23 protein-coding genes are annotated in these 26,794 nt (G+C 34.0%); 5 read left to right on the top strand and 18 right to left on the bottom strand.

The window, feature by feature from the left end; all coding sequences use genetic code 11:
• Window positions 1-41 precede the first annotated feature (41 nt).
• The 18 genes from miaA to ACWZFG_RS06900 all read right to left on the bottom strand — a co-directional run bounded on the left by miaA (window position 42) and on the right by ACWZFG_RS06900 (window position 20,661).
• Entirely contained in the window at window positions 42-983 is a 942-nt protein-coding gene (gene miaA / locus ACWZFG_RS06815; protein WP_177503904.1) for a tRNA (adenosine(37)-N6)-dimethylallyltransferase MiaA, read from the bottom strand.
• Window positions 922-1,764 (bottom strand): class I SAM-dependent methyltransferase, encoded by an 843-nt coding sequence (locus tag ACWZFG_RS06820; RefSeq protein ID WP_418627393.1) that lies wholly within the window; start codon window positions 1,762-1,764, stop codon window positions 922-924. The genes miaA and ACWZFG_RS06820 overlap by 62 nt, the downstream gene beginning before the upstream one ends.
• Window positions 1,765-1,776: 12 nt before the next feature.
• Window positions 1,777-3,609 (bottom strand): DNA mismatch repair endonuclease MutL, encoded by a 1,833-nt coding sequence (gene mutL, locus ACWZFG_RS06825; protein ID WP_418627392.1) that lies wholly within the window; start codon window positions 3,607-3,609, stop codon window positions 1,777-1,779.
• A complete protein-coding gene (gene mutS, locus ACWZFG_RS06830; protein WP_418627391.1) occupies window positions 3,606-6,209 on the bottom strand; it encodes a DNA mismatch repair protein MutS in 2,604 nt (867 codons plus the stop codon). The genes mutL and mutS overlap by 4 nt, the downstream gene beginning before the upstream one ends.
• 171 nt (window positions 6,210-6,380) lie before the next feature.
• Window positions 6,381-7,706, bottom strand: a complete 1,326-nt coding sequence (gene miaB / locus ACWZFG_RS06835; RefSeq protein ID WP_177503912.1) for a tRNA (N6-isopentenyl adenosine(37)-C2)-methylthiotransferase MiaB — start codon at window positions 7,704-7,706, stop codon at window positions 6,381-6,383.
• Between the two features lie 27 nt (window positions 7,707-7,733).
• On the bottom strand, window positions 7,734-8,078 hold the full coding sequence (locus ACWZFG_RS06840; protein WP_147669101.1) for a DUF3870 domain-containing protein: 345 nt from the start codon (window positions 8,076-8,078) through the stop codon (window positions 7,734-7,736).
• 13 nt (window positions 8,079-8,091) lie between these two features.
• Window positions 8,092-8,922 (bottom strand): Asp23/Gls24 family envelope stress response protein, encoded by an 831-nt coding sequence (locus ACWZFG_RS06845; protein ID WP_177503914.1) that lies wholly within the window; start codon window positions 8,920-8,922, stop codon window positions 8,092-8,094.
• Window positions 8,923-9,001: 79 nt separating this feature from the next.
• Entirely contained in the window at window positions 9,002-9,826 is an 825-nt protein-coding gene (locus ACWZFG_RS06850; RefSeq protein WP_177503916.1) for a PHP domain-containing protein, read from the bottom strand.
• A gap of 65 nt (window positions 9,827-9,891) precedes the next feature.
• The gene (locus ACWZFG_RS06855; protein ID WP_110953204.1) at window positions 9,892-10,152 is read right to left on the bottom strand and encodes a stage V sporulation protein S; all 261 of its coding nucleotides are present in this window, start codon (window positions 10,150-10,152) and stop codon (window positions 9,892-9,894) included.
• 97 nt (window positions 10,153-10,249) lie between these two features.
• Window positions 10,250-11,050, bottom strand: a complete 801-nt coding sequence (locus ACWZFG_RS06860; RefSeq protein ID WP_455577284.1) for a TIGR00282 family metallophosphoesterase — start codon at window positions 11,048-11,050, stop codon at window positions 10,250-10,252.
• 12 nt (window positions 11,051-11,062) lie between these two features.
• Window positions 11,063-11,578 (bottom strand): hypothetical protein, encoded by a 516-nt coding sequence (locus ACWZFG_RS06865; RefSeq protein WP_177503920.1) that lies wholly within the window; start codon window positions 11,576-11,578, stop codon window positions 11,063-11,065.
• 202 nt (window positions 11,579-11,780) lie between these two features.
• Complete coding sequence (gene rny, locus ACWZFG_RS06870; RefSeq protein WP_309320210.1) at window positions 11,781-13,328, bottom strand: ribonuclease Y; 1,548 nt, start codon at window positions 13,326-13,328, stop codon at window positions 11,781-11,783.
• Between the two features lie 243 nt (window positions 13,329-13,571).
• A complete protein-coding gene (locus tag ACWZFG_RS06875) occupies window positions 13,572-13,997 on the bottom strand; it encodes a regulatory protein RecX (protein ID WP_177503922.1) in 426 nt (141 codons plus the stop codon).
• On the bottom strand, window positions 13,990-15,033 hold the full coding sequence (gene recA, locus ACWZFG_RS06880; protein WP_177503924.1) for a recombinase RecA: 1,044 nt from the start codon (window positions 15,031-15,033) through the stop codon (window positions 13,990-13,992). Before recA ends, ACWZFG_RS06875 begins: the two co-directional genes overlap by 8 nt.
• Before the next feature lie 166 nt (window positions 15,034-15,199).
• The gene (locus ACWZFG_RS06885; protein ID WP_177505845.1) at window positions 15,200-16,780 is read right to left on the bottom strand and encodes a DEAD/DEAH box helicase; all 1,581 of its coding nucleotides are present in this window, start codon (window positions 16,778-16,780) and stop codon (window positions 15,200-15,202) included.
• 17 nt (window positions 16,781-16,797) lie between these two features.
• Complete coding sequence (locus tag ACWZFG_RS06890; RefSeq protein ID WP_455577285.1) at window positions 16,798-18,066, bottom strand: competence/damage-inducible protein A; 1,269 nt, start codon at window positions 18,064-18,066, stop codon at window positions 16,798-16,800.
• Window positions 18,067-18,222: 156 nt separating this feature from the next.
• Complete coding sequence (rimO, locus tag ACWZFG_RS06895; protein ID WP_177505846.1) at window positions 18,223-19,557, bottom strand: 30S ribosomal protein S12 methylthiotransferase RimO; 1,335 nt, start codon at window positions 19,555-19,557, stop codon at window positions 18,223-18,225.
• A 72-nt stretch (window positions 19,558-19,629) separates the two neighbouring features.
• Window positions 19,630-20,661 (bottom strand): extracellular solute-binding protein, encoded by a 1,032-nt coding sequence (locus ACWZFG_RS06900; protein ID WP_177505847.1) that lies wholly within the window; start codon window positions 20,659-20,661, stop codon window positions 19,630-19,632.
• A gap of 271 nt (window positions 20,662-20,932) precedes the next feature.
• On the opposite strand from ACWZFG_RS06900, the gene dat reads away from it, so the two are divergent.
• The 5 genes from dat to ACWZFG_RS06925 all read left to right on the top strand — a co-directional run bounded on the left by dat (window position 20,933) and on the right by ACWZFG_RS06925 (window position 26,764).
• Window positions 20,933-21,790: a D-amino-acid transaminase gene (dat, locus tag ACWZFG_RS06905; RefSeq protein WP_177505848.1), complete on the top strand. Its 858-nt coding sequence runs from the start codon at window positions 20,933-20,935 to the stop codon at window positions 21,788-21,790.
• A gap of 14 nt (window positions 21,791-21,804) precedes the next feature.
• Entirely contained in the window at window positions 21,805-21,996 is a 192-nt protein-coding gene (locus ACWZFG_RS06910) for a DUF896 domain-containing protein (protein WP_177505849.1), read from the top strand.
• A gap of 1 nt (window position 21,997) precedes the next feature.
• The gene (locus ACWZFG_RS06915) at window positions 21,998-23,185 is read left to right on the top strand and encodes an MFS transporter (protein WP_177505850.1); all 1,188 of its coding nucleotides are present in this window, start codon (window positions 21,998-22,000) and stop codon (window positions 23,183-23,185) included.
• Window positions 23,186-23,603: 418 nt separating this feature from the next.
• Window positions 23,604-25,157: a diguanylate cyclase gene (locus ACWZFG_RS06920; protein ID WP_455577286.1), complete on the top strand. Its 1,554-nt coding sequence runs from the start codon at window positions 23,604-23,606 to the stop codon at window positions 25,155-25,157.
• Window positions 25,158-25,411: 254 nt separating this feature from the next.
• On the top strand, window positions 25,412-26,764 hold the full coding sequence (locus ACWZFG_RS06925; protein ID WP_177505852.1) for a pyruvate carboxylase subunit B: 1,353 nt from the start codon (window positions 25,412-25,414) through the stop codon (window positions 26,762-26,764).
• The last annotated feature ends 30 nt before the right edge of the window (window positions 26,765-26,794 follow it).

Here is a 26,794-nt window from a genome sequence, read left to right on the forward strand (position 1 = left end):
CCAAACCCCCCCTATTTTATTATGGTTGCATTAACAGTATTCTACTTAATCAAAAAATATCCTGCCACATCCTTGTAAATTTCTTCCACGATTTCATTGGGAGTATATTTCTCTACATTATACCAACGAATATATGGCATCTTCCGGAACCATGTCAATTGTCTTTTTGCGAAATGTCGTGTGGATTTTTTAATATGCTCTATCGCATAGTCTAAAGATACTTCGCCTTGCAAATATTCAACAATTTCTTTGTATCCAATTCCCTTCATTGCTTGACAAGTAGGCGAAACGCCGTGATGAAGAAGTTGTTTTACCTCATCAATCAGACCTGCATCGACCATCAAATCAACTCGCTCATTAATACGTTCATATAAATGACTACGATCCATCATTAATCCAATCACCATAGCATTATATACCAATTGATTATCCTTCGCACCTTTTTCTTGAGAAATACTCTCTCCACCTAAATGATATACTTCTAATGCGCGAATCACACGACGAAAATCATTGATATGCAATCTATTCGCTGCAACTGGGTCAACTTTTTCCAGCATAGCATGCACATACTCTTTTCCTTTTTCTCTAGCAAGTTCTTCTAACTGCATTCTATACTTCTCATCGCCAGGGGTTTCATTAAATTGATAATCTTCTAATAAAGACTTTACATATAATCCAGTTCCACCCGCAATAATCGGAATTTTCCCCATTTTATTAATTTCATTGATTTGTGCTGCTGCTAATTCTTTAAATTGTGTAACATTAAATTCTGCATCGGATTCAAGTATATCAATAAAATGATGTTTAACGCCAGACTGTTCTCCCCTCGTTGGTTTTGCTGTTCCGATAGAAAACCCTTTATAGACTAGCATTGAATCACCAGAAATAATTTCCGTATCTAATTTTTTTGCCAGTTCAATACTAAGATTTGTTTTTCCAACAGCAGTTGGTCCAATAATTGTAATTACTTTTTCTATTTTCATCACCTACCTGTATAACACCATAGTTTATATTGCTATATTTTCCCCCAACAATATTTTCTATGAATAATCGTTCAAACTCTTTACTCCGACGATTTTCTTTTACAACAACGTATTTTCTAGCAACTCGCCTTGCTTCTTTTAAAGCCTGTAATTCAATAGGGCGATGATCTGCAACTGCACGTAGCGGCTTTAGTGCAACACTTTCTTTTAATGGGTGCCGAAACATTGGATCAAAATAAACAACATCAAAGGTTTTATCCGGCAAACTAAGTAAATACTGATTATAATCAGCTTGTACAACTTCAATCTGTTTCAATGCTTTTTCTAACCTAACATTTTCAACGCAAAATTCTTCCAAGCCATTTTTTACGATAAATGATGTAACTCCGGAATTTTCCACACCTACAACTTTACCTTCTACACCGACAATGTAACTTGCTACAATTGCATCAGTTCCCATCCCTAATGTACAATCCAAAACCGACATTCCTTTTTTAAGGTGCATTGCCATAACCATATGATCAACCTGTCCGCGATCAATATTTTGAATTCTTAACTGTGCCATATTTAAATGAAAAAATAATTCACCCTCATCAGTATATGCAACTATACGTTGTTTTGTTACAACAATTATAGTATCTGCTTTAGAACGCCTCTTTAGCAATTCAACAGAATCATTATTTCGGAAAACAAATTGTATGTTTAGTTTGTCAGCAATCATTTTTGCTCTTTCTATCAAAGACTCTGTAACTTTTTGTCCTGTCGTTACAATGACTTTCATTTTACACCTCATCTAAGTTCGTTTAAACATCTTTGCTAATTCATCATTTTGAAATTTAATAATCACAGGGCGTCCATGTGGACAAGTATACGGCAGCGTCGTATTCGCAAGTTCATCTAAAATAATTTGCATCTGTCTAATATTCAATAAATCCCCTGCTTTAATTGCCGCCCGACATGCGGTAACTGCAATACATGCATGTCGAATTTCTTTTGCTGAAGGATTTCGCATTTCCTGCACTTCGCCGAGAATTTCTCGAATAATTGCCTCAGCCTCACCAATAGGGATATCTGCAGGCACCTCAGTTAATCGCATCGCTGACGGACCGCTAGGCTCCATAGAAAATCCAAGTTTTGAAAACAACGCTTGGTTATCTAATATAATTTGATATTCTTTATCATCAAAATCTAGAAATAAATGGACTAACAACTGCTGTGAAGGAATTTCTTCTGCCATTTGAGCAAACCTATCATAAAGAATTCTCTCATGCGCAGCATGTTGATCTACAATATATAAATCTTTTCCTGCACTGGCAATAATATAACAATCAGCCACTTGTCCCATCGGCTGTAATGGTTCTGTATAGTTTGAAGTTTCTTCCGCAATATAAGATTCCACCTTATTTTCTTGCACATTTTCTATTGTTCTAAATTCACGATTTTTTTCAGTCGATAACATCTTTTGAGCTGTTGAAAAATCAGCATTAGGATCTTTCAATTCAAGCTCTCTTCTTAACGAATTATTATATGTTTGATTTTGCGCTAGTTTTAAATCATTATGAGGAAAACTTATAGGAACACTTGTATAGTGTCTTTCAATATTTTGTACCGGAGATGCTACTGTCTCCAAATTTTCTGGCATTTTTATTGCGTCTAATACAGCTTTATATACAGCTTTAAAAATTCTACCTTCATCAGAAAATTTCATTTCTGTTTTCTGTGGATGCACATTTACATCTATTGTATGTTGAGGAACATTAATAGTTAATACTGCTAAAGGAAACCCATTCTTCGGCAGCATAGAATGATACGCATTATCTATTGCCTTAGCAATCGAACGACTACTAATAACTCTTCCATTCACAATATAAGTTTGCCATTGTCTACTGCTACGCAGTATTGCTGGTTTTGATAAATATCCCGAAATTCCAATTCCTTCATCTTGAAAATGTACACCTAGTAACTCATTACCAACTTTTACACCATAAATACTTTGTAATGTATCAAATAAATTTCCATTTCCCGGAGTAGTTAAAACTAATTTATTATTATTAATAAATTTAAATAATATATTGGGATTAGATATTGCTAATTTAATTAAGATATCATTAATATGTGTTCCTTCTGAATTTGGTGTTTTTAAAAACTTTTTTCGCGCAGGTGTATTATAAAATAAATCTTCCACTTTAATTGTTGTTCCAATATTTCCACCAGCTTCTCTAGTGTCAATTATCGTTCCACCCTGTATTTCAACCAATGTAGCAAATTCATCATCTACTAAACGCGTAGTTAATGAAAATTTTGATACAGATGCAATTGTTGCTAATGCTTCGCCACGAAAACCTAAAGTAACAAGCGAAGATAAATCACTTACTTGGTACAATTTACTAGTTGCATGGCGTAAAACTGCTAGCTGGGCATCTTCTTTGCTCATACCGCGACCATTATCTGTAACGCGCATAAAACTAGTTCCACCAGCCATAACTTCCACTTCAATTTTAGTTGCACCAGCATCAATTGCATTTTCTACTAATTCTTTTATCACTGATGCCGGACGTTCTACAACTTCTCCCGCAGCTATTTTATTTATTGTCTGTTCATCTAGGACATGAATTAAACTACTCATATCTTACCAGCCTCTTTTTTTGCTTCCTGCTGTAATTGATATAATTTATTAATTGCTTCTAACGGTGTCATGCTCATTACATCCAATGCTAAGATTTGTTCATTTAATGGATTTGCAAATAAAGATGACATACCCTCATTTGCACTTATCGCTTTTTCTTTTACCACTTTTGTATCCATATGCTTTATTTGCTTTGTCGGTTCTGCTTCTAGATCAGCAAGAATCTTTTTTGCCCGTTCTGTGACCACTTTTGGCAAACCAGCTAATTTTGCTACATGAATACCATAACTTTTATCAGCACCGCCCTGAATAATTCTTCGTAAAAATACAACTTCACTACCGCGCTCTTTTACAGCTACGCAATAATTTTTAATTCTCTCACTGTAATTTTCTAAATCCGTCAGCTCATGATAATGCGTCGCAAATAATGTTTTTGCCCCAATTTTATCTCTAACATATTCAATTACGGCTCTAGCAATACTCATTCCATCAAAAGTGCTCGTTCCTCTACCAATTTCATCAAGCACAATTAAGCTTTTTTTTGTTGCATATTTTAATATTTGTGCAACTTCATTCATTTCTACCATGAATGTACTTTGCCCACTGACTAAGTCATCACTTGCACCAATTCGTGTAAAAATTCTATCAACAGGAGCAATTGAAGCTTCTCTAGCCGGAATAAAACTTCCAACTTGCGCCATAAGTGTCAATAACGCAACTTGCCTCATATAGGTTGATTTTCCAGCCATATTGGGTCCAGTAATCACCATAATTTCACTTTCATGATGATTTAGTTCTGTATCATTGGGTACAAATAATTCCCGTTCGAGAATTCGCTCTACTAATGGATGTCTCCCATCTTTTATTATGATTTCTCCATTAGTATTCATTTTAGGACATATATAATTATAACGGCTAGCCGCTTCACTTAAACTATATAATGAATCAACCTTTGCAACTTGCCGAGCCGTCTTTTGAATACGATAAATTAATTTTTTAATCTGCTCGCGAATTTCAACAAAAAGCTGATATTCTAGACTAACAATTTTTTCTTGCGCACCTAAAATTTTTGTTTCAAATTCTTTCAAATCTGGAGTAATATATCGTTCTGCATTTGCCAGCGTCTGTTTACGAATATAATATTCTGGCACAGCTGCAGCATTAGAATGCGTAACTTCTATATAATAGCCAAAAACCTTGTTATAACCAATTTTTAAAGATTTAATGCCTGTAGTATCCTTTTCATGTTGCTCCATGTCTTGTAACATTTGTCTGCTATCACGCGCAATTACTCTAAGCTCATCTAGCTCCTTATGATATCCTTCTTTAATAATCCCACCATCACGAAGCGAGATTCCCGGTGTATCAACAATTGCATGATTCAGCAAATTTACAACATCATCATATAATTCAATATTTTCAAATGCCTTACATAATAAGTCGCTTTTCGCATCCTTTAAGCTCTCTTTAATTTTAGGTAAACTAGCAAGTGATAACCTAAGAGATACTAAATCTCGAGCATTTGCTGTTCCAACTTCAATTCGAGTTAAAAGACGTTCAAAATCATAGACTTCCTTTAACGCTTCCATTAATTGATTTCTCATACTAAATGTATCTATTAATTCTGAAATCGCTGCCTGACGCGCATTAATCTGGCCTATATTAAGTAAAGGATACTCTAACCATTTTTTTAATAATCGACTCCCCATTGCTGTTCTAGTAAAATCCAATACCCCTAATAAAGTATCTTTTTTCCCACCGTCACGAAGATTTCTCGTAATCTCTAAATTTCGCAAAGTATATGTATCCATGATTAAATTTTCAGTGGAATCTAAGTAAGCTAATCGATTTAAATGCGTTAAATCCGTTTTTACCGTATCATGCAAGTATCTCAACAATGCAGCTGTCCCTTTACGAGCATAAGTACTATGAGGTTGTTCATTGTGATCAAAATGTACATTTAATAATTCCTCATCATCTAATGACACCTCTTTCATAAAAGAAAAACTACAATGGTTTAACCTTAAATTACAAAACTCTTTTAATTCATTATTAAAGGAAAGTGCTTCTACCAAAATAATTTCTGGGGGCATCAAACGATATAATTGGTCAAATAATTCTTGACGTCTTGTATCGCTATCATAAATTCCATAAAAACATTCACCTGTCGAAATGTCCGCACCAGCTAAAGTCGTTTTCCCGTCATCTTCATAAAGTAAGGCAATATAATTATTATTTGCATCAGATAAAACCGTTTCGGATAGTACAGTTCCCGGAGTAATAATTTTTATCACTTCTCGTTTAACTAATCCTTTTGCTTTTACATCTCCAGTCTGTTCACAAATCGCAACTTTATATCCTTTATTGATTAACTTTGTAATGTACCCTTCTGAAGCGTGATAAGGCACTCCACACATTGGAATTCTCTCTGGTAATCCTGCATCACGTCCAGTTAGCGTAATCTCTAGCTCACGCGATGCTAACTGTGCATCTTCAAAAAACATTTCATAAAAATCTCCTAATCGAAAAAATAAAATTTCATCAGGATGTTTACTTTTTATTTCTTTATATTGTGCCATCATAGGCGTATATCCAGCCATAAATCCACTTCCTTTACTACAAAATTTAGATATAAAAAGAGATAGAACCATGTCTTTTATTGTAATAAAAATTCATTTACTACAATAAAAAATATTCTATCTCCATCTTTTTATTGCCAAACTCCTACTTACCCATTTTACTACAAATCAACAAATTAAACCAGATGTCTTTTATATTAATTCACCTTTCAATACCCACGTTTGTGGATGCGTGATTTTAATTTGCACAAGCTGCCCTACTGCTTCATGTCCAACTTTATCCCATAAAACAATCTTATTTGTGCGAGTCCGACCAGACAATACATTTTCGTCTGTTTTACTAGATCCTTCAACCATAACTTCAAGAACTCGTCCTTCTAATTGTTGATTAATCTCTAAACTGATCTGATTCTGTACATCCATCAATTGCTGTAACCGTTTCTTTTTTAATTCAGTAGAAACTTGATTTTGCATTTCAGCAGCTGGCGTACCTGACCGTTTGGAATATAAAAATGTATATGCTGCATCATAACGAATTTCTTTTAAAAAATTCAAAGTATCTTGAAATGTTTCCTCTGTTTCACCTGGAAAGCCAACAATTAAATCTGTCGTAATACTAGCGTGAGGAACAGCCTCACGAATTTTCCTTACTAAATTCCGGTAATCATCCGTTGTATAGCCACGATTCATAGCTTTTAAAATAGTATCATTTCCGTATTGGACAGGTAAATGAAATTGCTCACATATATGACGACTATTTTTAATCGCCTCAATAACTTTATCATTTAAGTCACGCGGATGAGATGTCATGTAACGAATTCGTTCAATGCCTTCTATTTTATCAACTGCAGTTAATAAATCTGCAAAATCCGCTGACGCACTATCCTTTCCATAAGAATTCACATTCTGACCAAGTAAAGTGATCTCTTTAAATCCTTGCGATGCTACATCACGAACTTCTTTTAAAATATCTTCTAAATCACGACTGCGTTCACGCCCTCGCACATAAGGTACAATACAATACGTACAAAAATTATTACACCCATACATAATTGGTATCCATGTAGATATTGAACCATTACGTATAGTAGGTAAATCTCCAGGCATTTCCTGATCTCCTTGAATAATATTAACCACTCTGCCATGCGATTGTTCAACTTCTGCGATAATATTAGATATCTCATGAATTTTATTTGTTCCCATGACAAAATCAACATGTGATGCTTTTTTTAATATAGCATCACCATCTTTTTGTGCCATACAACCTGTAATTCCTATAATTAAATTCGGATTAGCTGTCTTTAACCTTTTTAAATCACCAATTTTTCCATAAATCTTATTTTCTGCACTTTCACGCACACAACAAGTATTTACAATAATTAAATCAGCCAATGACAAGTCATCTTGCTTTTCATACCCTATATTTTTCAACTGACCTGCCAAGCGTTCAGAGTCATTCTCATTCATTTGACATCCATAAGTCAAAAAACTTACAAACTTCTGTTTAATATTTTGCATCTATAAAATTGCCTCCAAAAATCTTCATTACGTCTCTTCTATAGTATTTTCATATTCTAGCATAAAATTGCGGTATTTATCATAAATGATTCGAATCGCTGTAATAATCGCTTTTTTTGCACTTCCCTGATAAATGCGTTCAATCATCTGACACATTCCATCCGGTCCGTTTTTAAAGGAGCAGCCAATTAATGCTCCAGCTACATGCTGACTAGCTAAATTCGTTGCCAAAGTGCAGTCCGCCTGAATAATTTCACTCGTATTTACATCTACGATAACAATCAGTCCAATTGTTTTATATAGTTCTCCAGCTGTAATTCCAGTTGGTAATTTCGCGTATCCAGAGAATAACACTAAATTTTGATTCAACATGAAAAGCCTCCATTTATTTCATAGTCAATCCTATAATATAAACATCTATCTTATATACATTCATTGCTGTCATTAGCTCAACTGCTGTTAGGATTTCTTTGCGTTTTTGTTCTGCTATTTTCGGTAAATAAATACCATAAGGTAATTTTACATCCACTGTAATAACAAGACCAACCTCATTCTCTAGATTTCTTTCTCGTTTTACCCGAACTTTATATGCTTTTCCTTTTACTTCCCCTAGTTCAATAACATGCCTTACTATAGATGCGACGGCTTCGTCACTCACTGTTAGTTTCCCATAATAACTAAACATTGGTCGAACAATAGATTTTTCACCAAGTCTACGCCGCTTTGTTTTCGTTTTTTTTAAAAAAATATCTAACGGATCAATTAAATATCCCGAAAAATGTGGTTTTAATTCAATCGTCGGTACAGGGATAATATGTTTTCCTTGCTTTAAGCGATAATATTGTGCTTTATTAATTTCTTCTTTACTTGCAATATCCTCAATTCGAACAATTTTTTTTATTGCCGGTAAACCAAGAATCTCTGCTATCTTATGCACCATATTTTCTGAAGTACCTAAAATAAGAATTTTTTTAGGTACTATCTCTTTTATTGCCTCGCGAACTTCCTTAGCATGATCTTCCAAGATAAAAATTGCTCTTTTTACTGCCATAATTTTGCTAGCTTCGCGCTTCGCAGAACGACCCGCAATAATTTTATTATCTTTGATCAAAATACCATCATCTATAATTGCATCTGCTTTTTCATTATGGGCAACGACGAGAGCTCTATGACTCTTACCAGTTCCACTAGGACCTACTAGAGCAATAACTTCCATTTTGCCCCTCCCTTAAATAAACTACCAATTTTTACTCTCATAAATATCATTATTATATCAAAAATAAATGTATTTGTAATTAGCAACTTTTCTTATCTAAAATTTCTGCCCAAATATCATCAATAGTAAACATCCCTAACTTCTCTGGATATCTGGTCTTTATTGCATGATAATCTGAGCCTCCAGTAATGAATAAGTTATTTTTTTTAGCCAACTCCATATATTTTATAACCTCTTCAGGGCTATGTTTAGGATGAAAGACTTCAATTCCACTAATCCCTAAAGCAATTAAATGATGAACAATTTTATCATCACCTATCATACCAGGATGTGCTATTATAGAAACTCCTCCAGCCCGCGAAACTAATTGAATAATTTCTTCACATGTAAGTTTAGCATGAGGTTCATAGGCTGGACAATTTTTACCTAAAAGCTGATCAAATATCTCCCCAAGCCTTTTAAAATAGCCTTTTTCAACTAAACATCTAGCGATATGTGCTCTGCCTATAGATGTCGTATCTCCTGCTATTTCCAAAACTTCTTCCTTTTTTATTATGTATCCTAAAGAATTAAGTTTTTTTATCATGTTATCTAGACGATTCCAGCGTGCATCTACCAGTGACTTTAACTTTTCCTTTAACGGAGGATAGTATAAATCAATATGGTATCCAAGAATATGAACTTCATTTGAAGGCATATCTGCACTAAATTCAATTCCTCTTATAATTTTTATTGACTCTTGATAGAGTAAATTTTTTTCATCAAGTTTTAATAAACCATTCAGTGTATCATGATCGGTTATCGCTATATACTTCAAGTTATTCTTTATTGCCAACTGAACAACCTCTTGCGGTGATAATCTCCCATCAGATGCTGTTGTATGAATATGTAAATCACTTGCCATAATCATTCTCCTACTTTACTAGTTATACAATAAAAAAACCTGTTCAAATGAACAGGCTCTTTATTCTATCTTGGCTCTACAATTAACTTTATTGCTGTACGTTCTTCACCATCAATCAAAATATCCGTAAAAGCTGGAATACAAATCAAGTCAACGCCGTGCGGGGCAACAAAACCCCGAGCAATTGCAACTGCTTTCACAGCCTGATTTAATGCCCCTGCTCCTATGGCTTGCATTTCGGCACCACCACGTTCTCTTAAGACCCCTGCTAAAGCTCCTGCGACAGAATTTGGATTTGACTTTGCTGATACCTTCAAAACTTCCATAATTATTAGTACCCTCCTTTAATATTAAGAAAAAGAACTTATAACAACTTACAGTATCATATATTCGCCGTTTAGTAAAAAATACCTTTAATCCATTTTACATTTTTTCAATTTTTTTCAATAAATCTTTTTCTAAAATCCTAAAAATTTTTTTAACTTTACCATTACATTCATTTATATGTATAATAATCGCAGAAAATACCTTAGCGCCTTTCGCTAATTCAAATTTTACTGGTAGTCCCGTTAAAAATTTTTTCAAAATTAAATCTTTATCCACCCCTAAAATCGAATCCCACGGACCAACCATGCCTAAGTCTGTAATATATCCCGTCCCTTGTGGTAAAATCCGTTCATCTGCAGTTTGAATATGCGTATGAGTTCCAACCACACAAGATACCCTCCCATCCAAATACCACCCCATAGCCATTTTTTCAGAAGTTGTTTCTGCATGGAAATCTAAAATTATATAATCACAATCTTTTTGAATTGCACCTATAATTTCATCAGCTTTACGAAATGGACAATCTATCGCTGGCATAAAAGTGCGGCCTAATAAATTGATAACACCAACCTTTTTTCCTTTACATTCAAAAACGCAGTAACCTTTGCCTGGCGTATCTGGTGGATAATTCGCTGGACGAATAAGATAATCTTCAAAATCAATAAAGGAAAAAATTTCTTTTTTATCCCAAATATGATTTCCTGATGTAACTACATCAATCTGTATTGAAAACAATTCATCCAAAACTTTTTTTGTAATTCCTACTCCACCAGCTGAATTTTCTCCATTTGCAATAACCATATCTATATTATATTCATCATGCAATATCGGAATCCATTTTTGTGCTTCAGCTCTTCCTTCTTTTCCACAAATGTCTCCCACGATCAATATATTCATTTCTTTACCCCTTTATTTGTTAAAGATCATAACTCGTCCATCTTCACGAATGCCAATTAACTTACTCATTTCTCTACTTTTATGTACATTAAACAGCATCCTATCAATTGCTTCCTCTTGTACCAGTAATTCCTCTTCTCGTATAGCATCATTATCATCTGTAATGAGATGCTCCCAAAAACATTCTTTTATTAACGCAGTAATTAAAGCAATCTCCCCTCGCGACAAAGTTGCAACATCTCGTATAACATTGATAAATACAGTATTCTCAAAACTTTCCTTTTTGATTGAAATACTACTGTTTTTTATTCCTTCCAATGCATGATAAGAAAGAATGCTACTATATAGTTTATTCTTTAAAGTAGTATATTCATCATTGATATCTACGTCATCTAAAACAAATGTCATTTTTAAAGATTCTATTGTTGGATCAAAACTAATTGTTCCAATTTCCGGATAACAGATCAAGATAGAAACTAATAAACTAACTCCATCTGCATTACGCTTTTCATCTTGTTCAATATTCATTATACATCACACCATTCAATAAATTAGCTTCTCCATAATAAATTAGCATATACATCAAATTCTATATCGTCGTATTCGCTAAAATTCACTAAATCCCTTTATTACAAAACGACCTCGCCACATAATAGCAAGGTCGTTAATTTGCATAATTACAACAGTTATCTTATTAAAAAACGATAACTATATAAGATTGTAAGCAATATTATTTCGCATAATCAACTGCTCTAGTTTCCCGAATAACAGTTACACGAATTTGTCCCGGATATTCTAATTCACTTTCAATTTTCTTAACTATATCACGCGCTAATCCAACTGATGTAATATCATCAATCTTATCCGGTTTTACCATAATACGAATTTCTCGTCCAGCTTGTATTGCAAAAGATCGATCAACACCATCAAAAGATTCTGCAATTTCTTCCAATCTAGTTAAACGTTTTAAATAGCTTTCTAAGCTTTCGCGTCTAGCACCTGGGCGTGCCGCAGATACCGCATCGGCAGCAGCAACTAAAACAGCTTGTACTGTTTTTGCTTCTTCATCACCATGATGTGCAGCAATTGCATTAATAACTTCTGCAGATTCACGATATTTTTTAGCTAAATCAGCACCAATCGTAACATGTGGTCCTTCAACTTCATGATCTACAGCTTTTCCTAAATCATGCAATAGTCCAGCACGTTTCGCGAGCATAACATCTACACCCAATTCAGCTGCCATAACTCCAGCTAAATGAGATACTTCTATAGAATGATTCAATACATTTTGTCCATAACTTGTTCTGTATTTCAATCTCCCTAAAAGTTTCACTATCTCTGGATGTAATCCATGAACACCTGTTTCAAAAGTTGCCTGTTCTCCAGCTTCCTTAATGCGTTGTTCAACTTCTTTTTGCGCTTTTTCAACCATTTCTTCAATACGCGCCGGATGAATTCTTCCATCAGTAATCAACTTTTCTAAAGCGATTCTTGCGACTTCGCGCCGCACAGGGTCAAATCCAGATAGTATAACAGCTTCTGGTGTATCATCAATAATTAAATCAATCCCCGTAAGTGTTTCTAACGTCCGAATATTACGACCTTCTCGTCCAATAATTCTTCCCTTCATTTCATCATTAGGAAGAGCAACAACAGAAACTGTTGTCTCAGCAACATGATCAGCAGCACAACGTTGAATAGCTAAAGAAATAATATTACGCGCTCTTTTATCAGCTTCTTCTTTCGCCTGCTGTTCTAAATCTTTTATCATCATTGCCGTTTCATGTTTGATTTCTTCTTCAGCATTCGCTAAAAGCATCGTTCTAGCTTCTTCAGAGGTTAAACTAGAAATACGTTCTAATTCAGCCATCTGTTTTTCATGAATTTCATGAATTTCTTCTTGACTCTTGTCCAGTTCAACTTCTTTTTTATTGATGATGTCCTCTTTTTTTTCTAGAGAATCAATTTTACGGTCAAGATTTTCTTCTTTCTGCATCAGACGACGTTCTAAGCGCTGTAATTCTACACGACGTTCTTTTGTATCTCTATCTAATTCCAAACGCAATTTATGAATATCTTCTTTTGCTTCAAGTAATGCTTCCTTCTTTTTGGCTTCGCCAACCCGTTCAGCATCAACAATAATTTTTTTTGCGGCTTCTTCTGCCGAGCCAATCTGTGACTCCGCAGTTTTTTTCCTTGTCCAATAACCTGCACCTGCACCAACCACTACCGCAAGCACAACGGACAATACAATTTCAACTACAATAATCCTCACACCTCCTTGTTATATTCGTTAATACAGATAAAAGTAGAGCCTCGACTCTACTTTTAAAACATTTGTCTACATACTACAATTGTAGTAATCGACTTTGCCTTTTTAAGCATTAAATCACAACACACATAATAATTTTAAAGGTTTTTCATAGCAGTGTCAAGCTATGAAAATCTTACTTAGAAAATCAAAATATGGCCTTACCCTATGTTTAAAATTTTCCATTATTAAGATACTGTATTAACTTCATAGTATATTTTCTATTGTCTGGTGTGAAAATCCTTTATTCAATAAAAATTTCACTAAAATTTCTTTGTCATATTCGATGAAATTTGAATATTTTTTTCTTAAAATACTTTTAGCGATATCAACTTCGTCTGACAACTCAACTTTATCTATATTATTTAAGATGTCATTTTCATCGAATCCTTGTGCCAAAAGCTTTTTAGCAATGTAATTTGCACTATATTTATGTGTCTGATAATATTTAAAAAACAATTTCTCACATAGAGATGCATCATCTAAATACCCTTTTTGTTTTAGCACTATAATGGCCTTATTTATTTCATCACTTGTATATGATTTTTGCAACAATTTATTTGATAACTCGACTATTGAATAATCGCGCTTTGCTAACATGTTAACCGCAATCTTCAATGCTGTATTATTCATCCTGCTCCTCATTTATTACCGCTTTCTCAGCTACCACTTCTGCCCCTGAGTCAGTAACAATCAATTTTTCTCTTATTTTACTTTCAATTTCAGCACAAATATTTTTATTTCCACGTAAAAATTCTTTTACATTCTCTCTTCCTTGTCCGAGTCTAGTGCCAGCATACGAATACCAAGCACCGCTCTTTTCGATAATATCCATATCCGTACCTATATCAACAATACAACCTTCATGAGAAACGCCTTGTCCATACATAATATCAAATTCAGCCTGCTTAAATGGCGGTGCAATTTTATTTTTTACAACTTTAATTCGTGTTCTGTTTCCTACAATTTCATTTCCTTGTTTTAATGTGTCTATCTTCCTCACATCTAAGCGAATTGTAGCATAAAATTTTAAAGCTCTGCCACCAGTAGTCGTTTCAGGACTACCAAACATAACACCAACTTTTTCACGAATCTGATTAATAAAAACCGCTGTAGTTCTTGACTTACTAATAACACCTGTTAATTTGCGCATTGCTTGTGACATCAAACGAGCTTGTAACCCCACATGCGAATCTCCCATTTCTCCCTCAATTTCAGCTTTTGGAACTAATGCTGCAACAGAGTCAACCACAACGACATCAATCGCACCACTCCGAACCAATGCATCTGCAATTTCTAATGCCTGCTCTCCATTATCTGGCTGAGATATCAACAAATTCTCTATATCTACACCCAATTTTTTTGCATATACAGGGTCCAATGCATGTTCTGCATCAATAAACGCTGCAATTCCGCCCAATTTTTGCGCCTCAGCAATAATATGTAAAGCTATTGTCGTCTTACCTGATGATTCAGGTCCATAGACCTCGATAATTCTCCCTCTTGGAACTCCACCAACACCTAATGCTACATCCAAAGGCAATGTTCCCGTAGGTATTACTTCAATGTTCATATTTTTTGAAGCTTCACCTAATTTCATAATAGAACCTTTACCAAAATCTTTTTCTATTTGTTTCATCGCATTTTCAAGTGCTTTTAATTTATCCATTAAATTCCGCTCCCTTAAATATCTTTTTTATTATTTTACAAACATTTGTTCGCAAAGTCAATACAGTAACTTTGCATCTTATTCGACAAAAATAAATTTATTACCTTTCTTAAAACAAAAAGACATTGTAACATACAATGTCTTTTTTATCATTTGCAAATCTACCTTATCTACTTTTTGCTGGTTCTACATTAATTTTATAACCTTTCACCGTATTTTTATGCATTACTGATAAAACACGCTCAGCCACATCTTCTGGCACTTCAACGAAAGTAAATCGGTCATAAATATTAATTACCCCAATAATATTTCCGGGAATATCCGCTTCTGAGGCAAATGCGCGTACGATATCTTCCGGACGAATTTTTTGACTACGCCCGATATTCATAAATAATCGTACCATTCCAGGTGCGCCACCTGTATTCTCAATTTTTGAAATTGGCTCTTCCTCTTTTTCTTTAAACCCTTCAACAGATAATTTAAGTGCTGCGGCTGCAACATCAATTAAATCATAATCTACAGTTAAATCGGACACGATTGTATGATAATCAGCAAAATTATTATTTTCCAGTGTTTTAAGTAAACGTGTTTTAATAATTTCACGTTGACGTTCTAAAATATCTGCCGAAGAAGGTAATTGCTTACGAACAAGTTTTGTCTTTGCTAAACGTTCAATTAATTTTAATTGACGATATTCTCTCGGTTCAATAAAAGTAATTGCAACACCTTTTTTCCCGGCACGTCCTGTACGTCCAATACGATGTACATAAGATTCATGATCTTGCGGGATGTCATAGTTAACAACATGTGTAATATCATCAATATCAATTCCACGTGCCGCAACATCGGTAGCAACAAGAATTTCTAATTTTCCATCTCTAAACTTTTTCATTACACGATCACGTTGAGATTGGCTTAAATCACCATGCAATCCATCAGACATATAGCCACGTGCCTGTAATGATGCCACTAAATCATCTACGCCTTTTTTAGTTCGACAGAAAATAATGATTTTTCCTGTTTCTTCTACATCAAGAACACGACATAAACCTTCTAGTTTTTCTCTTGTTTCATAATAAATTTGGTCAATCAAAGGTACAGTTAAATTTTCCCGGCTAATTGTTACTTTCTTTGGATTTGTCATATATTTTTCTGCTAATTTTGCAATTGGAGCTGGCATTGTTGCGGAAAAAAGTAAAGTCTGACGTTCTGTTGATGATAACTGCTCTAAAATCGATTCAATATCATCAACGAATCCCATATCTAACATTTCATCGGCTTCATCTAAAATCAATGTTTTTACAGCATTCAATTTTATTGTATTACGTCGAATATGATCTAATAATCTTCCCGGTGTTCCAATAACAATCTGAACTCCGTATTTTAAAGCACGAATCTGTCGATCAATAGATTGTCCACCATAAATCGGTAAAGTTTTTACTTTTTTATATTTTCCAATCTTAGTGAATTCTTCTGATATTTGAATAGCAAGTTCGCGTGTTGGCGTAAGCACTAAAGCTTGAATATGACGATTCCCATCAATGATACGTTCAATCGTTGGAATCCCGAAAGCTGCAGTTTTCCCCGTACCTGTCTGCGCTTGACCAATGACGTCATGCCCCTCTAAAACTAGCGGAATCGTTTGGCTTTGAATTGGGGATGGTTCTTCAAAACCCATATCACTAATTGCCGCTAATACCTTTTTACTTAAAACAATTTCACCAAATGTAGTTATATCTTTTTTCAAATTAAATCCTCCTAAAATTACGTTTCTTTAACATAGCGCCTTATTATATCTAATGCAGTTTGTGTCGCACGATATTTAACCGCTGTTCTTTTTCCTTTAAATTGATTTTTATAACATTTTGTTCCGGAGTGTCCTGTTATTGCAATATAAACCAAGCCGACAGGTTTTTCATTGCTACCACCATCTGGCCCTGCAATTCCAGTAATTCCAATACCAATGTCTGTATTAAATTTACTTCTGATTCCTTCTGCCATCGCTTTGGCTGTTTCCTCACTAACGGCCCCAACTGAGCCCAAAATACTAGCAGGAACCTTCAACTCTGAAATCTTAACTTCATTATCATAGCTTACAACGGATCCATATAAATATTCAGAGCTACCCGGAACATCTGTTATTCGGCTCGTTAATAGCCCACCAGTGCATGATTCAGCACAAGCAATTGTAAGGTGTTTCTTTTTTAATAGATTTCCTACGACTTCTTCAATACCTATATCATCTGTACCAAAAATATATTCGCCAATTCGATTTCGAATTTCAGATTCTAAAACTTCAATCATTTGTTCGGCTTCTTTTTTTGTACTCGCTTTTGCGGTAATTCTAACGATTACTTCTCCTGGTCTAGCTAACAATGCTAATGTTGGATTTGATTGTGCTAATATTAAATCTTCTATACTTTCTTCTAATGTAGACTCTCCAATACCAACCGTATTTAGCACCCTAGATAAAATAATAGAATCCATACCATATTTTCCAGTTAAATATGGTATCACTTTCTTTTGAAACATGTCTTTCATTTCAAATGGGGGCCCTGGCAAATTAATAATCACTTTTCCATTATTCTCTAAGATGATACCAGGTGCAGTGCCACAAGCATTGTCCAATACTATTGCACCATCAGGTATCATTGCTTGTTTTATGTTATTCTGAGCCATTGGATATCCGCGGAAAGCACAAATTTCCTTAATATTATCTAAACTTGCTTGATGTAAGCTCAACTCTTTATCAAACAAAGATGCACTTACTTCCTTCGTTATATCTCCCTGCGTTGGTCCTAATCCACCTGATGTAATGACAATATCAGCTCTGTCTAAAGCAATGGTCAATGCTTGCTTCATACGATCTCGATTATCTCCAACCGTTGTTTGATATAGCACATCAAAGCCCAATTTATTTAATTCTTCTGCTAAATATGCAGCGTTTAAATTTACAATTTGCCCCAGTAATAGTTCTGTTCCTGTTGTAACAATTTCTACAACCACCGTTTCAATCTCCTTTCTACTTTTCATAAGCTTCTGCGCTTCCATCTCCGTGTATGTTTAGTATTTACATTTGCAAATAAAAAATAGCAGGTATTTAACGCCCCGCTATTTTCATGTATTAATATATAGTAATCACACATTCTTTAACACATTACGTTGAAAAATCGGTAAACAAATTGCTTATTATTCAGTTATTTTCTCTGCTAATATATCATAAGTAAAACCTTGAACTATTTTTGCTTTTATCATATCTCCAGGTTTACTATCTGAATCACACTCAACATAGACTTGTCCATCAACTTCAGGAGCTTCTCGATAGGACCTTCCATAAGCGACAGTTTCCTGCTCTGTATCCCGTCCTTCGATTAAAACCTCTATTTCTTTACCTTCCATTTCTTGATTTAATTCTTCAGAAATCTTACATTGTAAAGACATTAAATCATGATATCGTTCCTGCTTTACGACATCATCAATCTGATCATCCATCTCATATGCAGGAGTATCCTCTTCTCTCGAATAAGTAAACACACCAACCTTATCAAAGCGCTGTTCTTCTACAAAACTTTTCAACGCTAGGTATTGTTCTTCTGTCTCCCCTGGGAATCCAACAATAAATGAAGTTCTAATTGTAACATTCGGAATTTTGTTACGAATTTTCTTTAATAAAGCTTCTATACTTTCCCGCGTATCATAGCGCGCCATTGCTTTTAAAACAGTATTATCTGCATGTTGAAGTGGTAAATCAACATATTTACATATTTTAGGTTCAGCTGCCATCAGTTCAATTAGTTCATCAGTGAAATATTTGGGATAACAATACAAAATTCTAATCCATTGCAGTTTCTCAATCTTAACTAATTCTTTTAATAAATCAGTTAAACGCGATTTACCATATAAATCATGTCCATAATTTGTTGTATCCTGTGCAATTAAATTAATTTCTTTTACACCTTTATCCGTAAGGCTTTTTGCTTCCGCAACAATAGATTCAATAGTTCTACTACGATAATTACCTCGAACTAACGGAATAACACAATAGGAACAACGATTATTACATCCTTCCGCAACTTTTATATATGCACTATATTCCGGTGTCGTCGTTATTCTTGTCATTTTTTCATCGTATATTGTATCAGTCTCTCCAATGAGTAAAACGCGTTTTCCTTTTAAAGTCTCAGCTACAGCTTCATCAATACGATGCCATGCGCCTGTCCCAACAATTGCATCAGCTTCTGGAATCTCATCTAACAAATCTTGCTGATATCTTTGCCCTAAGCATCCCGCTATGATTAAAGATTTACATTTCCCAATCTTTTTGTAATCTGCCATATTTAAAATTGCAGTAATAGATTCATTCTTTGCTGTTTCTATAAATGCACACGTGTTTACTATAAGTACATCTGCATTCTGTGGATCCGCTGTTAACTCAAATCCTCGATCTTTCAATGCACCTAGCATTATTTCTGTATCAACTAAGTTTTTCACGCAACCAAGGCTAATAAAACCAACTTTTTGCATGTGTTACCTCCATATTTTATCCAAATATAAGCATTTTACACTATTGAAATATATGAGTAGATATGCTGTGCTTTATCCAAACCGCACATTTTTCACCCAATTATCCAATAATGTCTCTTTTTCTTTTTTAGTATAATTCACATCATTTTTTAACAATATTAAATTTTTACCTGAAAACGACTTATACGCCAAGCTTTCTTGATTCGTAGGCATAAAAAAGAATTTATTCGCTTGCAAGCACATTTGTGCATCATCGCTAACTAGCCAATGCATAAATTGAACGGTTTCCGCCTTATGTTTTGTCCCTGACAAAATACCAAAGCCAGTCAAGCTATAAGAAGATCCTTCTTCTGGATAAATAATTTGAATAGGAAATCCATCCTTGACATATTTCATTGCTTCACTTTGAACTGCAATTGCTACATCAACTTCCCCCATACCTGCCATTCTAACTGGCGTAACTAAAAATTTAGAATACTGAATAATCTTTGGATGCAATGATCTAAAAAGATTCATTGCTGCCGACTCACCAAAATCAGCACTCATACTATAATACAAATTCGCTGCATCATCCGCTGCCATAAAATCTGTAATGCCAATTCTAATATGGTCATCTTTAACCAAGGCTTCCCACCCTGTAGGCAAATGCAAGGCATGAGATAAATAATCTTTATTCGTGCAAAAAACAATTGGATCGTACCAAACTCCGACCCACATACCATCTGAGGCTCTAAACTTTTGCGATATAATATCAGTATTTTCTGATGCGTAAGATTGTAAAGCATTTGAAGATAATTTTATCTTATTTAATACCTCTTTATTCGTTAGTACAGCATCCGCTTGTGGCTCCTTTACTTCCGCTGATACTTTATCTACAATTTCATTTCCTGACAAAGGAATAAAGTTCACTTTGACTTTCGTATTCTTCTCATATTCTGCTGCTAATAAAGCAGCAGTTTCTATTGGAATACTTGTATATACAGTAATACTATTTGCATAGTCTTTAGTACTCTTATCAGCATATCCTGCTAAATAAATATTACTAGTAAATACAACCGCTAAGATAAAAAAAGTTAACCATAACAGTGGTATATAACGTCGCATATCTATGCCTCCGCAAAAAAAATAACAAACATTACTATACAACGAAATGACTTATGATGCAATAAAAAGAAATTTTACTTTATATTATCATAAATGACGATAGAATCATAGTAAAAAGATATTCTCTGCAATTCCTTCATAAAATTTCAAATAAATTGTTTGCATAAAGTTTATTTTCATCTTTATTGTATTTTTCCCTTTATAGTAAATTAAATATGACGTATAATATATTTTTGTTAATACATTATATTTAATTAGGAGGTTTCACATTATGCGTCCGTTAGGATTTTTTGATGGAAGAATAGTTGAACTAGATGAAAAAATTGTTGCTATGGAGGACCGCGGACATCAATTTGGCGATGGGATTTATGAAGCAACTAGAATCTATAATGGGAAATGCTTTCAACTGAAACGACACCTTGATCGTTGTGTTCACTCATTAAGAGAGCTAAAAATTCCTATTGTTTATACATATGAAGAGCTAGAGGAAATTCACTATAGTTTAATTCAAGCAAGTGGAATAACTAATGGATTTATTTATTTTCAAATTACTAGAGGTACAGCACCTCGTGAGCACGGCTTCCCTAAAAACGTAATTCCTCATCTTTCAATGTTTATTCGTCCAATGCAAACAAAAACTGAACTACAAGCTGTGGGCGTTAAATGCTTTCTTACCCCAGATCAAAGATGGTTGCGTTGTGATATCAAATCATTAAATTTACTTGGCAATGTTTTAGCAAAACAAGCCGCTCATGACGCAAAATGTTTTGAAGCCGTAATGTATCGCGAAGATAAAAATTTAATTACTGAAGGATCTAGCAGTAACTTCTTCATTGTAAAAGATGAGGTAATTTGGACACATCCAATTAACAATCTAATTTTAAAAGGTATTACACGTACCATATTATTAGAGGATATTATTCCTTCACTAAACTTAACTATTCTAGAAAAAGCTTTTTCACCAGAATTTGCTCAAAAAGCTGATGAAGCTTTTATCACAAGTACTAGTTTAGAGGTAATGCCAGTTATTTCGCTAGGGGGTAAAATAATTGGCGATGGTAAACCTGGAAAAATCACGCAGAAACTACAAAGAGCCTATCGAGAAAAGGCTCATCAAGAATGTAAATAATAAGGAGTTTTAATTTGATTACACCTGAATTAATTCAACGAATCAATGAGTTAGCAAAAAAGAAAAAGGCAAATACAATTACTGAAGAAGAATTAGTCGAGCAAACAAAACTAAGAAGAATCTACATTGATCACTTTAAAATGCATGTAAAACATCATCTCGATAATATTGAATTTGTAGATACTCCACCAAGAAAGCTACATTAACATGAATAGCTTAAATAAAGGATCACATAGCTGGTATTCTGTTCTTTTATTAACAATGGGACATTTTTTTAGTGATTTTTATGCAAATTTTCTTCCAGTCCTGCTCCCAATTGTTATCCCAAAACTTGGCTTATCTTTGACGATGAGTGGGCTTTTAATTATGGTTTTATCTTTTACTTCAAATGTTTTACAACCTTTTTTTGGATATTGGATGGACCGTTCAAACTTAAATTGGCTAATTCTTGCAACAATTCCAGCCGGCGCAATATTCATTTGTTATACCGGAATAGTTGACACAAAAATCATGTTATTTATTTTAGTCGCTTTAAGCGGTGTTGCTGTTTCTTTTTTTCATCCATTGGGGTCTAGCTTAGTTAGCAAAGTAAGCGCTAGTAATAAAATAGGAATTTCACTTTCGATATTTGTAGCTGGGGGGAATCTTGGATTTGCCTTAGCCCCTATCATTTTAGTATATTTTACCGCTCACTATGGGCTTGACTCGCTTCCCCTATTAATAATTCCAAGCTTTATTTTAACAATAGCTTATTATCACTCAAAATTATATAAACAATGTTCTAGCTCTGAAATAAATGTATTAGTAAATCGTCATATTCCCAAGTTTCATAAGAATACTAATTTAATTAAACTTAATCTTGTTATGGGATTACGTGCTTGGACACACGTTGCAGTCACAACATTTTTGCCAGTACTACTTGCATCTCAAGGATATAGTAATACTTTTTCTGGTGTAGTTCTAACTATTTTTTTAGTCGGAGCCGCATTAGGTGGATTAATTGGTGGATATGCAAGCGATAAGTTTGGCATAAAAAAAGTGATTGTAACTTCTTTAGCATTAGGAATTCTCCCTACTTACATATTTTTATCAAGTTCAGAAATCACCATGTTAACATGGATTGCTATCGTTTTATGCGGTGCCGGATTGCAATGTTCAGCTCCGTCTTCATTAGTTTGGGCACAAAAGTTATTACCCAACAATGCTGGCATGGCCTCGGGAATGATGTTGGGTCTTTCTTTTGGTTTAGGAGGTATTGGAACTGCAATTACTGCAACACTTGCTGACTATATAGGTCTTCCAACTTCTTTATTGTTAACTGTATTACCATTAGTTGTTGCCGTACCTTTAGCAATGACAATTCCAGCACCTACTTTAGATAATAAGCAGCTATAGATTCTATAGACTAAAAAGAGAGGATACCATTGCGAATAAGCAATGGTATCCTCTCTTTTAACTATTTTTTATGTTAACTTATACTGCACCGATCATCTATCATTTCATACTATATAATATAGAAGTAATTTATAAAGAAGGTGTAGATATGTTGCTTTATTACAATTTTTTAAATTTTCTTAGCCTATTATTTATTCTATCAGCTTCAATTATGCTTGTTAAAAATATTACTTATTCTCATTTATATAAAAACATACTAACAACTACTTTAGCATTAAATATAATTCAATTAGGTGTAAGTATCTATATTAATACCACTCTAACAGATACGTTTTATTTTTACTTTTATAATATTATGATAATTACTCAAATTTCAATAACGATATTTCTTTTTATCATTTTACAAAAAATTTTTTCTATGAAAAGAGCATATCTGCATAGTTTTGAAGAAAGTGAACATCAAAGCGACTTACTAGAAACTTCTTTAGCAAAAATTGGCGCAATTTTGAATTCACAGCTCAATTTATCTGACACATTGAATACAATTGCAGATATGGTTGCCGATATGTTACGCGCAAATCAAAGTATTGTGGCTATATATGATACTAAGGAAAATCAGTTAAGCATCGCTGCAACTTATGGGATTAATGTGCCTCCTATTGCCTTCCCCATAAATACCAGTCTCAGCCAGAGGGCCATTCATGAGTATAAAACAATTTATATTAATGATACTAGAAACTGTCCAGACCTATTTACACCAAAACTTTTATTTTCTAAAGTTCGTTCAATCATCGCAGCCCCTATTATTCATACTGGAAATATTATTGGCACAATTGAAGTCTATTCTAGAAGCATCAATGGATTTAACGAAAATGCTGCTGACTTTCTTTCCGTACTCGCCCATCATGCTGGAGCAGCAATTAACGCTGCAAAGTTATATGAAGATACAAAACAAAAACTTTTAAACGAGAAATACTTATCTGCGATCACGTATTCCACGTCCTTTACGTTTGACACAAATACCATAGTTGACGAATGTACACATCATGTATTAAATGCACTAAACGCAGATATAGGAATCGGCTGTTTATCTACAGATGTAGAGTATACTTTTACTCCAATTAGTAATATTAATATCACAAATAAATTAACAGAGATTGATTTAAATCCATTTCCATCCTTAAAACTTTTAATTAACAAATTACAACCTTTTAATTCTTTAAATGAAGTTCTACCTCCGATTCATTCTTTTTTACACTTACCACTTAAAATTAATTATCTTATGATTTTACCATTGGCTGTTAACAAGCGTTTATTAGGAATCATTCTAGTCGGCTGGTACAATTTTAAATCAAATAAGCATAAAGAAGAATATTCTTTTATAAAAATGATGGCAAATCAAGTTGCTATTGGTCTAGAAAAAGCACATTTTTATAATCAAATAAAATCTATGGCTTTATCCGATGGATTAACAAAATTAGCAAATCGTCGCAATTTTGATATGTTTTTAAAAACAGAATTACGACGAGCAGAATCATTGAATAAACCATTGAGCTTAATTATGCTTGACCTAGATAAATTTAAGCAATACAACGATACATTTGGTCATATTAATGGAGATCAACTCTTACAGCAAGTTGGTGCAATTCTAAAACATAATGTTCGTTCCATTGATCTTCCAGCTAGATATGGTGGTGAAGAATTCAGCATTATCCTGCCTGAAGGAAACATTAGTGAAGCAATTAGTACCGCCGAACATTTAAGAAAAGAAATTGAAAGTTATAAATTCACTAATCAGGGCGGCATTTTTACCAAACATATAACCGCTAGCTTTGGCATCGCTACGTATGACCCTAATATTACAATGAATGCGCCTTCCTCAGATACGATTATTGCCATTGCCGATAAAGCTCTTTATCAAGCGAAGCAAGAAGGTCGCAATCGAGTAATAAGTTCAAATATATTTCAATAACGATAAATAAAATTTATAATTTTTCCTCTCTCAATAGCTTAAAATTTTCAGATTTTTTCGGTAAAATTTACACTTTTCAGAATTTGTTCAAAAAATCACAAATATCTCGCCAGGCGCATTGACAAACACTTTCTAAGTACCTATAATGAAGTTGTTAGATAAGACGACAGTAAAATGGCTTAAATAAATTTAAGCTATTTTACTGTTGAAACTTAAATTTATAATGTTTTAATTATATTGGGAGGGTTTACTTAATGGCAAAAAAACCAGTTAAAATTACAGAAACTGTTCTTCGCGACGGACATCAGTCTTTAACTGCAACTCGTATGCGTTTAGACGATATGAAACCAATGTTAGAAACACTTGATAAAGCCGGCTATTTCGCAATTGAAGCTTGGGGCGGAGCTACATTTGATACTTGTCTTCGTTTCTTAAACGAAGATCCATGGGCTCGTTTAGATTATTTAAAAGCTCATCTAAAAACTCCTATTTCCATGTTATTAAGAGGTCAAAACCTTTTAGGTTATAACCATTATGCAGATGATGTTGTTGCAGCATTTGTTAAGAAAATGGTTGAACATGGCATTGGTGTTATCCGCGTTTTCGATGCACTAAATGATATTCGCAATCTTGAAGTTGCAATTAAAGCTGGTAAAGAAGCTGGTGCACATGTACAAGGGACATGTGTGTATACAATCAGTCCTTATCATACAAAAGAAAGTTATGTAGAATTAGCTCGCGGTTTGGTAAAAATGGGCGTTAACTCTATCTGCATTAAAGACATGTCTGGTTTACTAAAACCTTACGTAGCTTATGATTTAGTAAAAGCTTTAAAAGCTGAAATTGGTGATTTACCACTTGAATTGCATACACACTACACAAGCGGATTTGGTTCAATGACTTATTTAAAAGCCATTGAAGCTGGTGTAGATATTATTGACTGTGCATTATCTCCATTCGCTCTTGGCACTTCTCAACCTTGTACGGAGACTATGATTGCAGCACTTGAAGGCACTGATCGTGATACAAACATTGATAGACATGCATTAAAACCAGCAGTACTTCATTTTGCACAAGTTAAGAAAGATCTTGCTGAAACATTTAAATTAGCTAAAACATCATTTGATGTTAATACAGATGTTCTTGATTTCCAAATTCCTGGTGGCATGCTTTCCAACTTATTCAACCAATTAAAAGAACAAGGTATGGAAGACAAATATCAAGATCTTCTTGATGAAATGCCTCGTGTACGTGCTGATCTTGGATATCCTCCATTGGTTACTCCATCCAGCCAAATCGTCGGCTCCATGGCTACATTCAATGTAATGATGGGCGAACGTTATAAAATTGTACCTCGTGAAGTAAAAGATTTAGCTCGTGGTAAATATGGTAGAACTCCACTTCCTGTAAATGAAGAAGTGCGTGAAAAAATCATTGGAAATGACCCAATCATTGATTACCGTCCAGCTGATGATATTCCTCCACAAATGGAAAAATTAAAAACTGAATTAGCTGAAAAAGGTTATCCTAATGCTTCTATTGAAGATGTTTTATCTTACGCTTTATTCCCTGAAGTTGCATTAGAATTCTTTAAAAATAATCGTTAATTCAAAAGAAAAAAGACCTTGCACAAATGT

The sequence above is a fragment of the Anaerosinus sp. genome, from assembly GCF_965318445.1.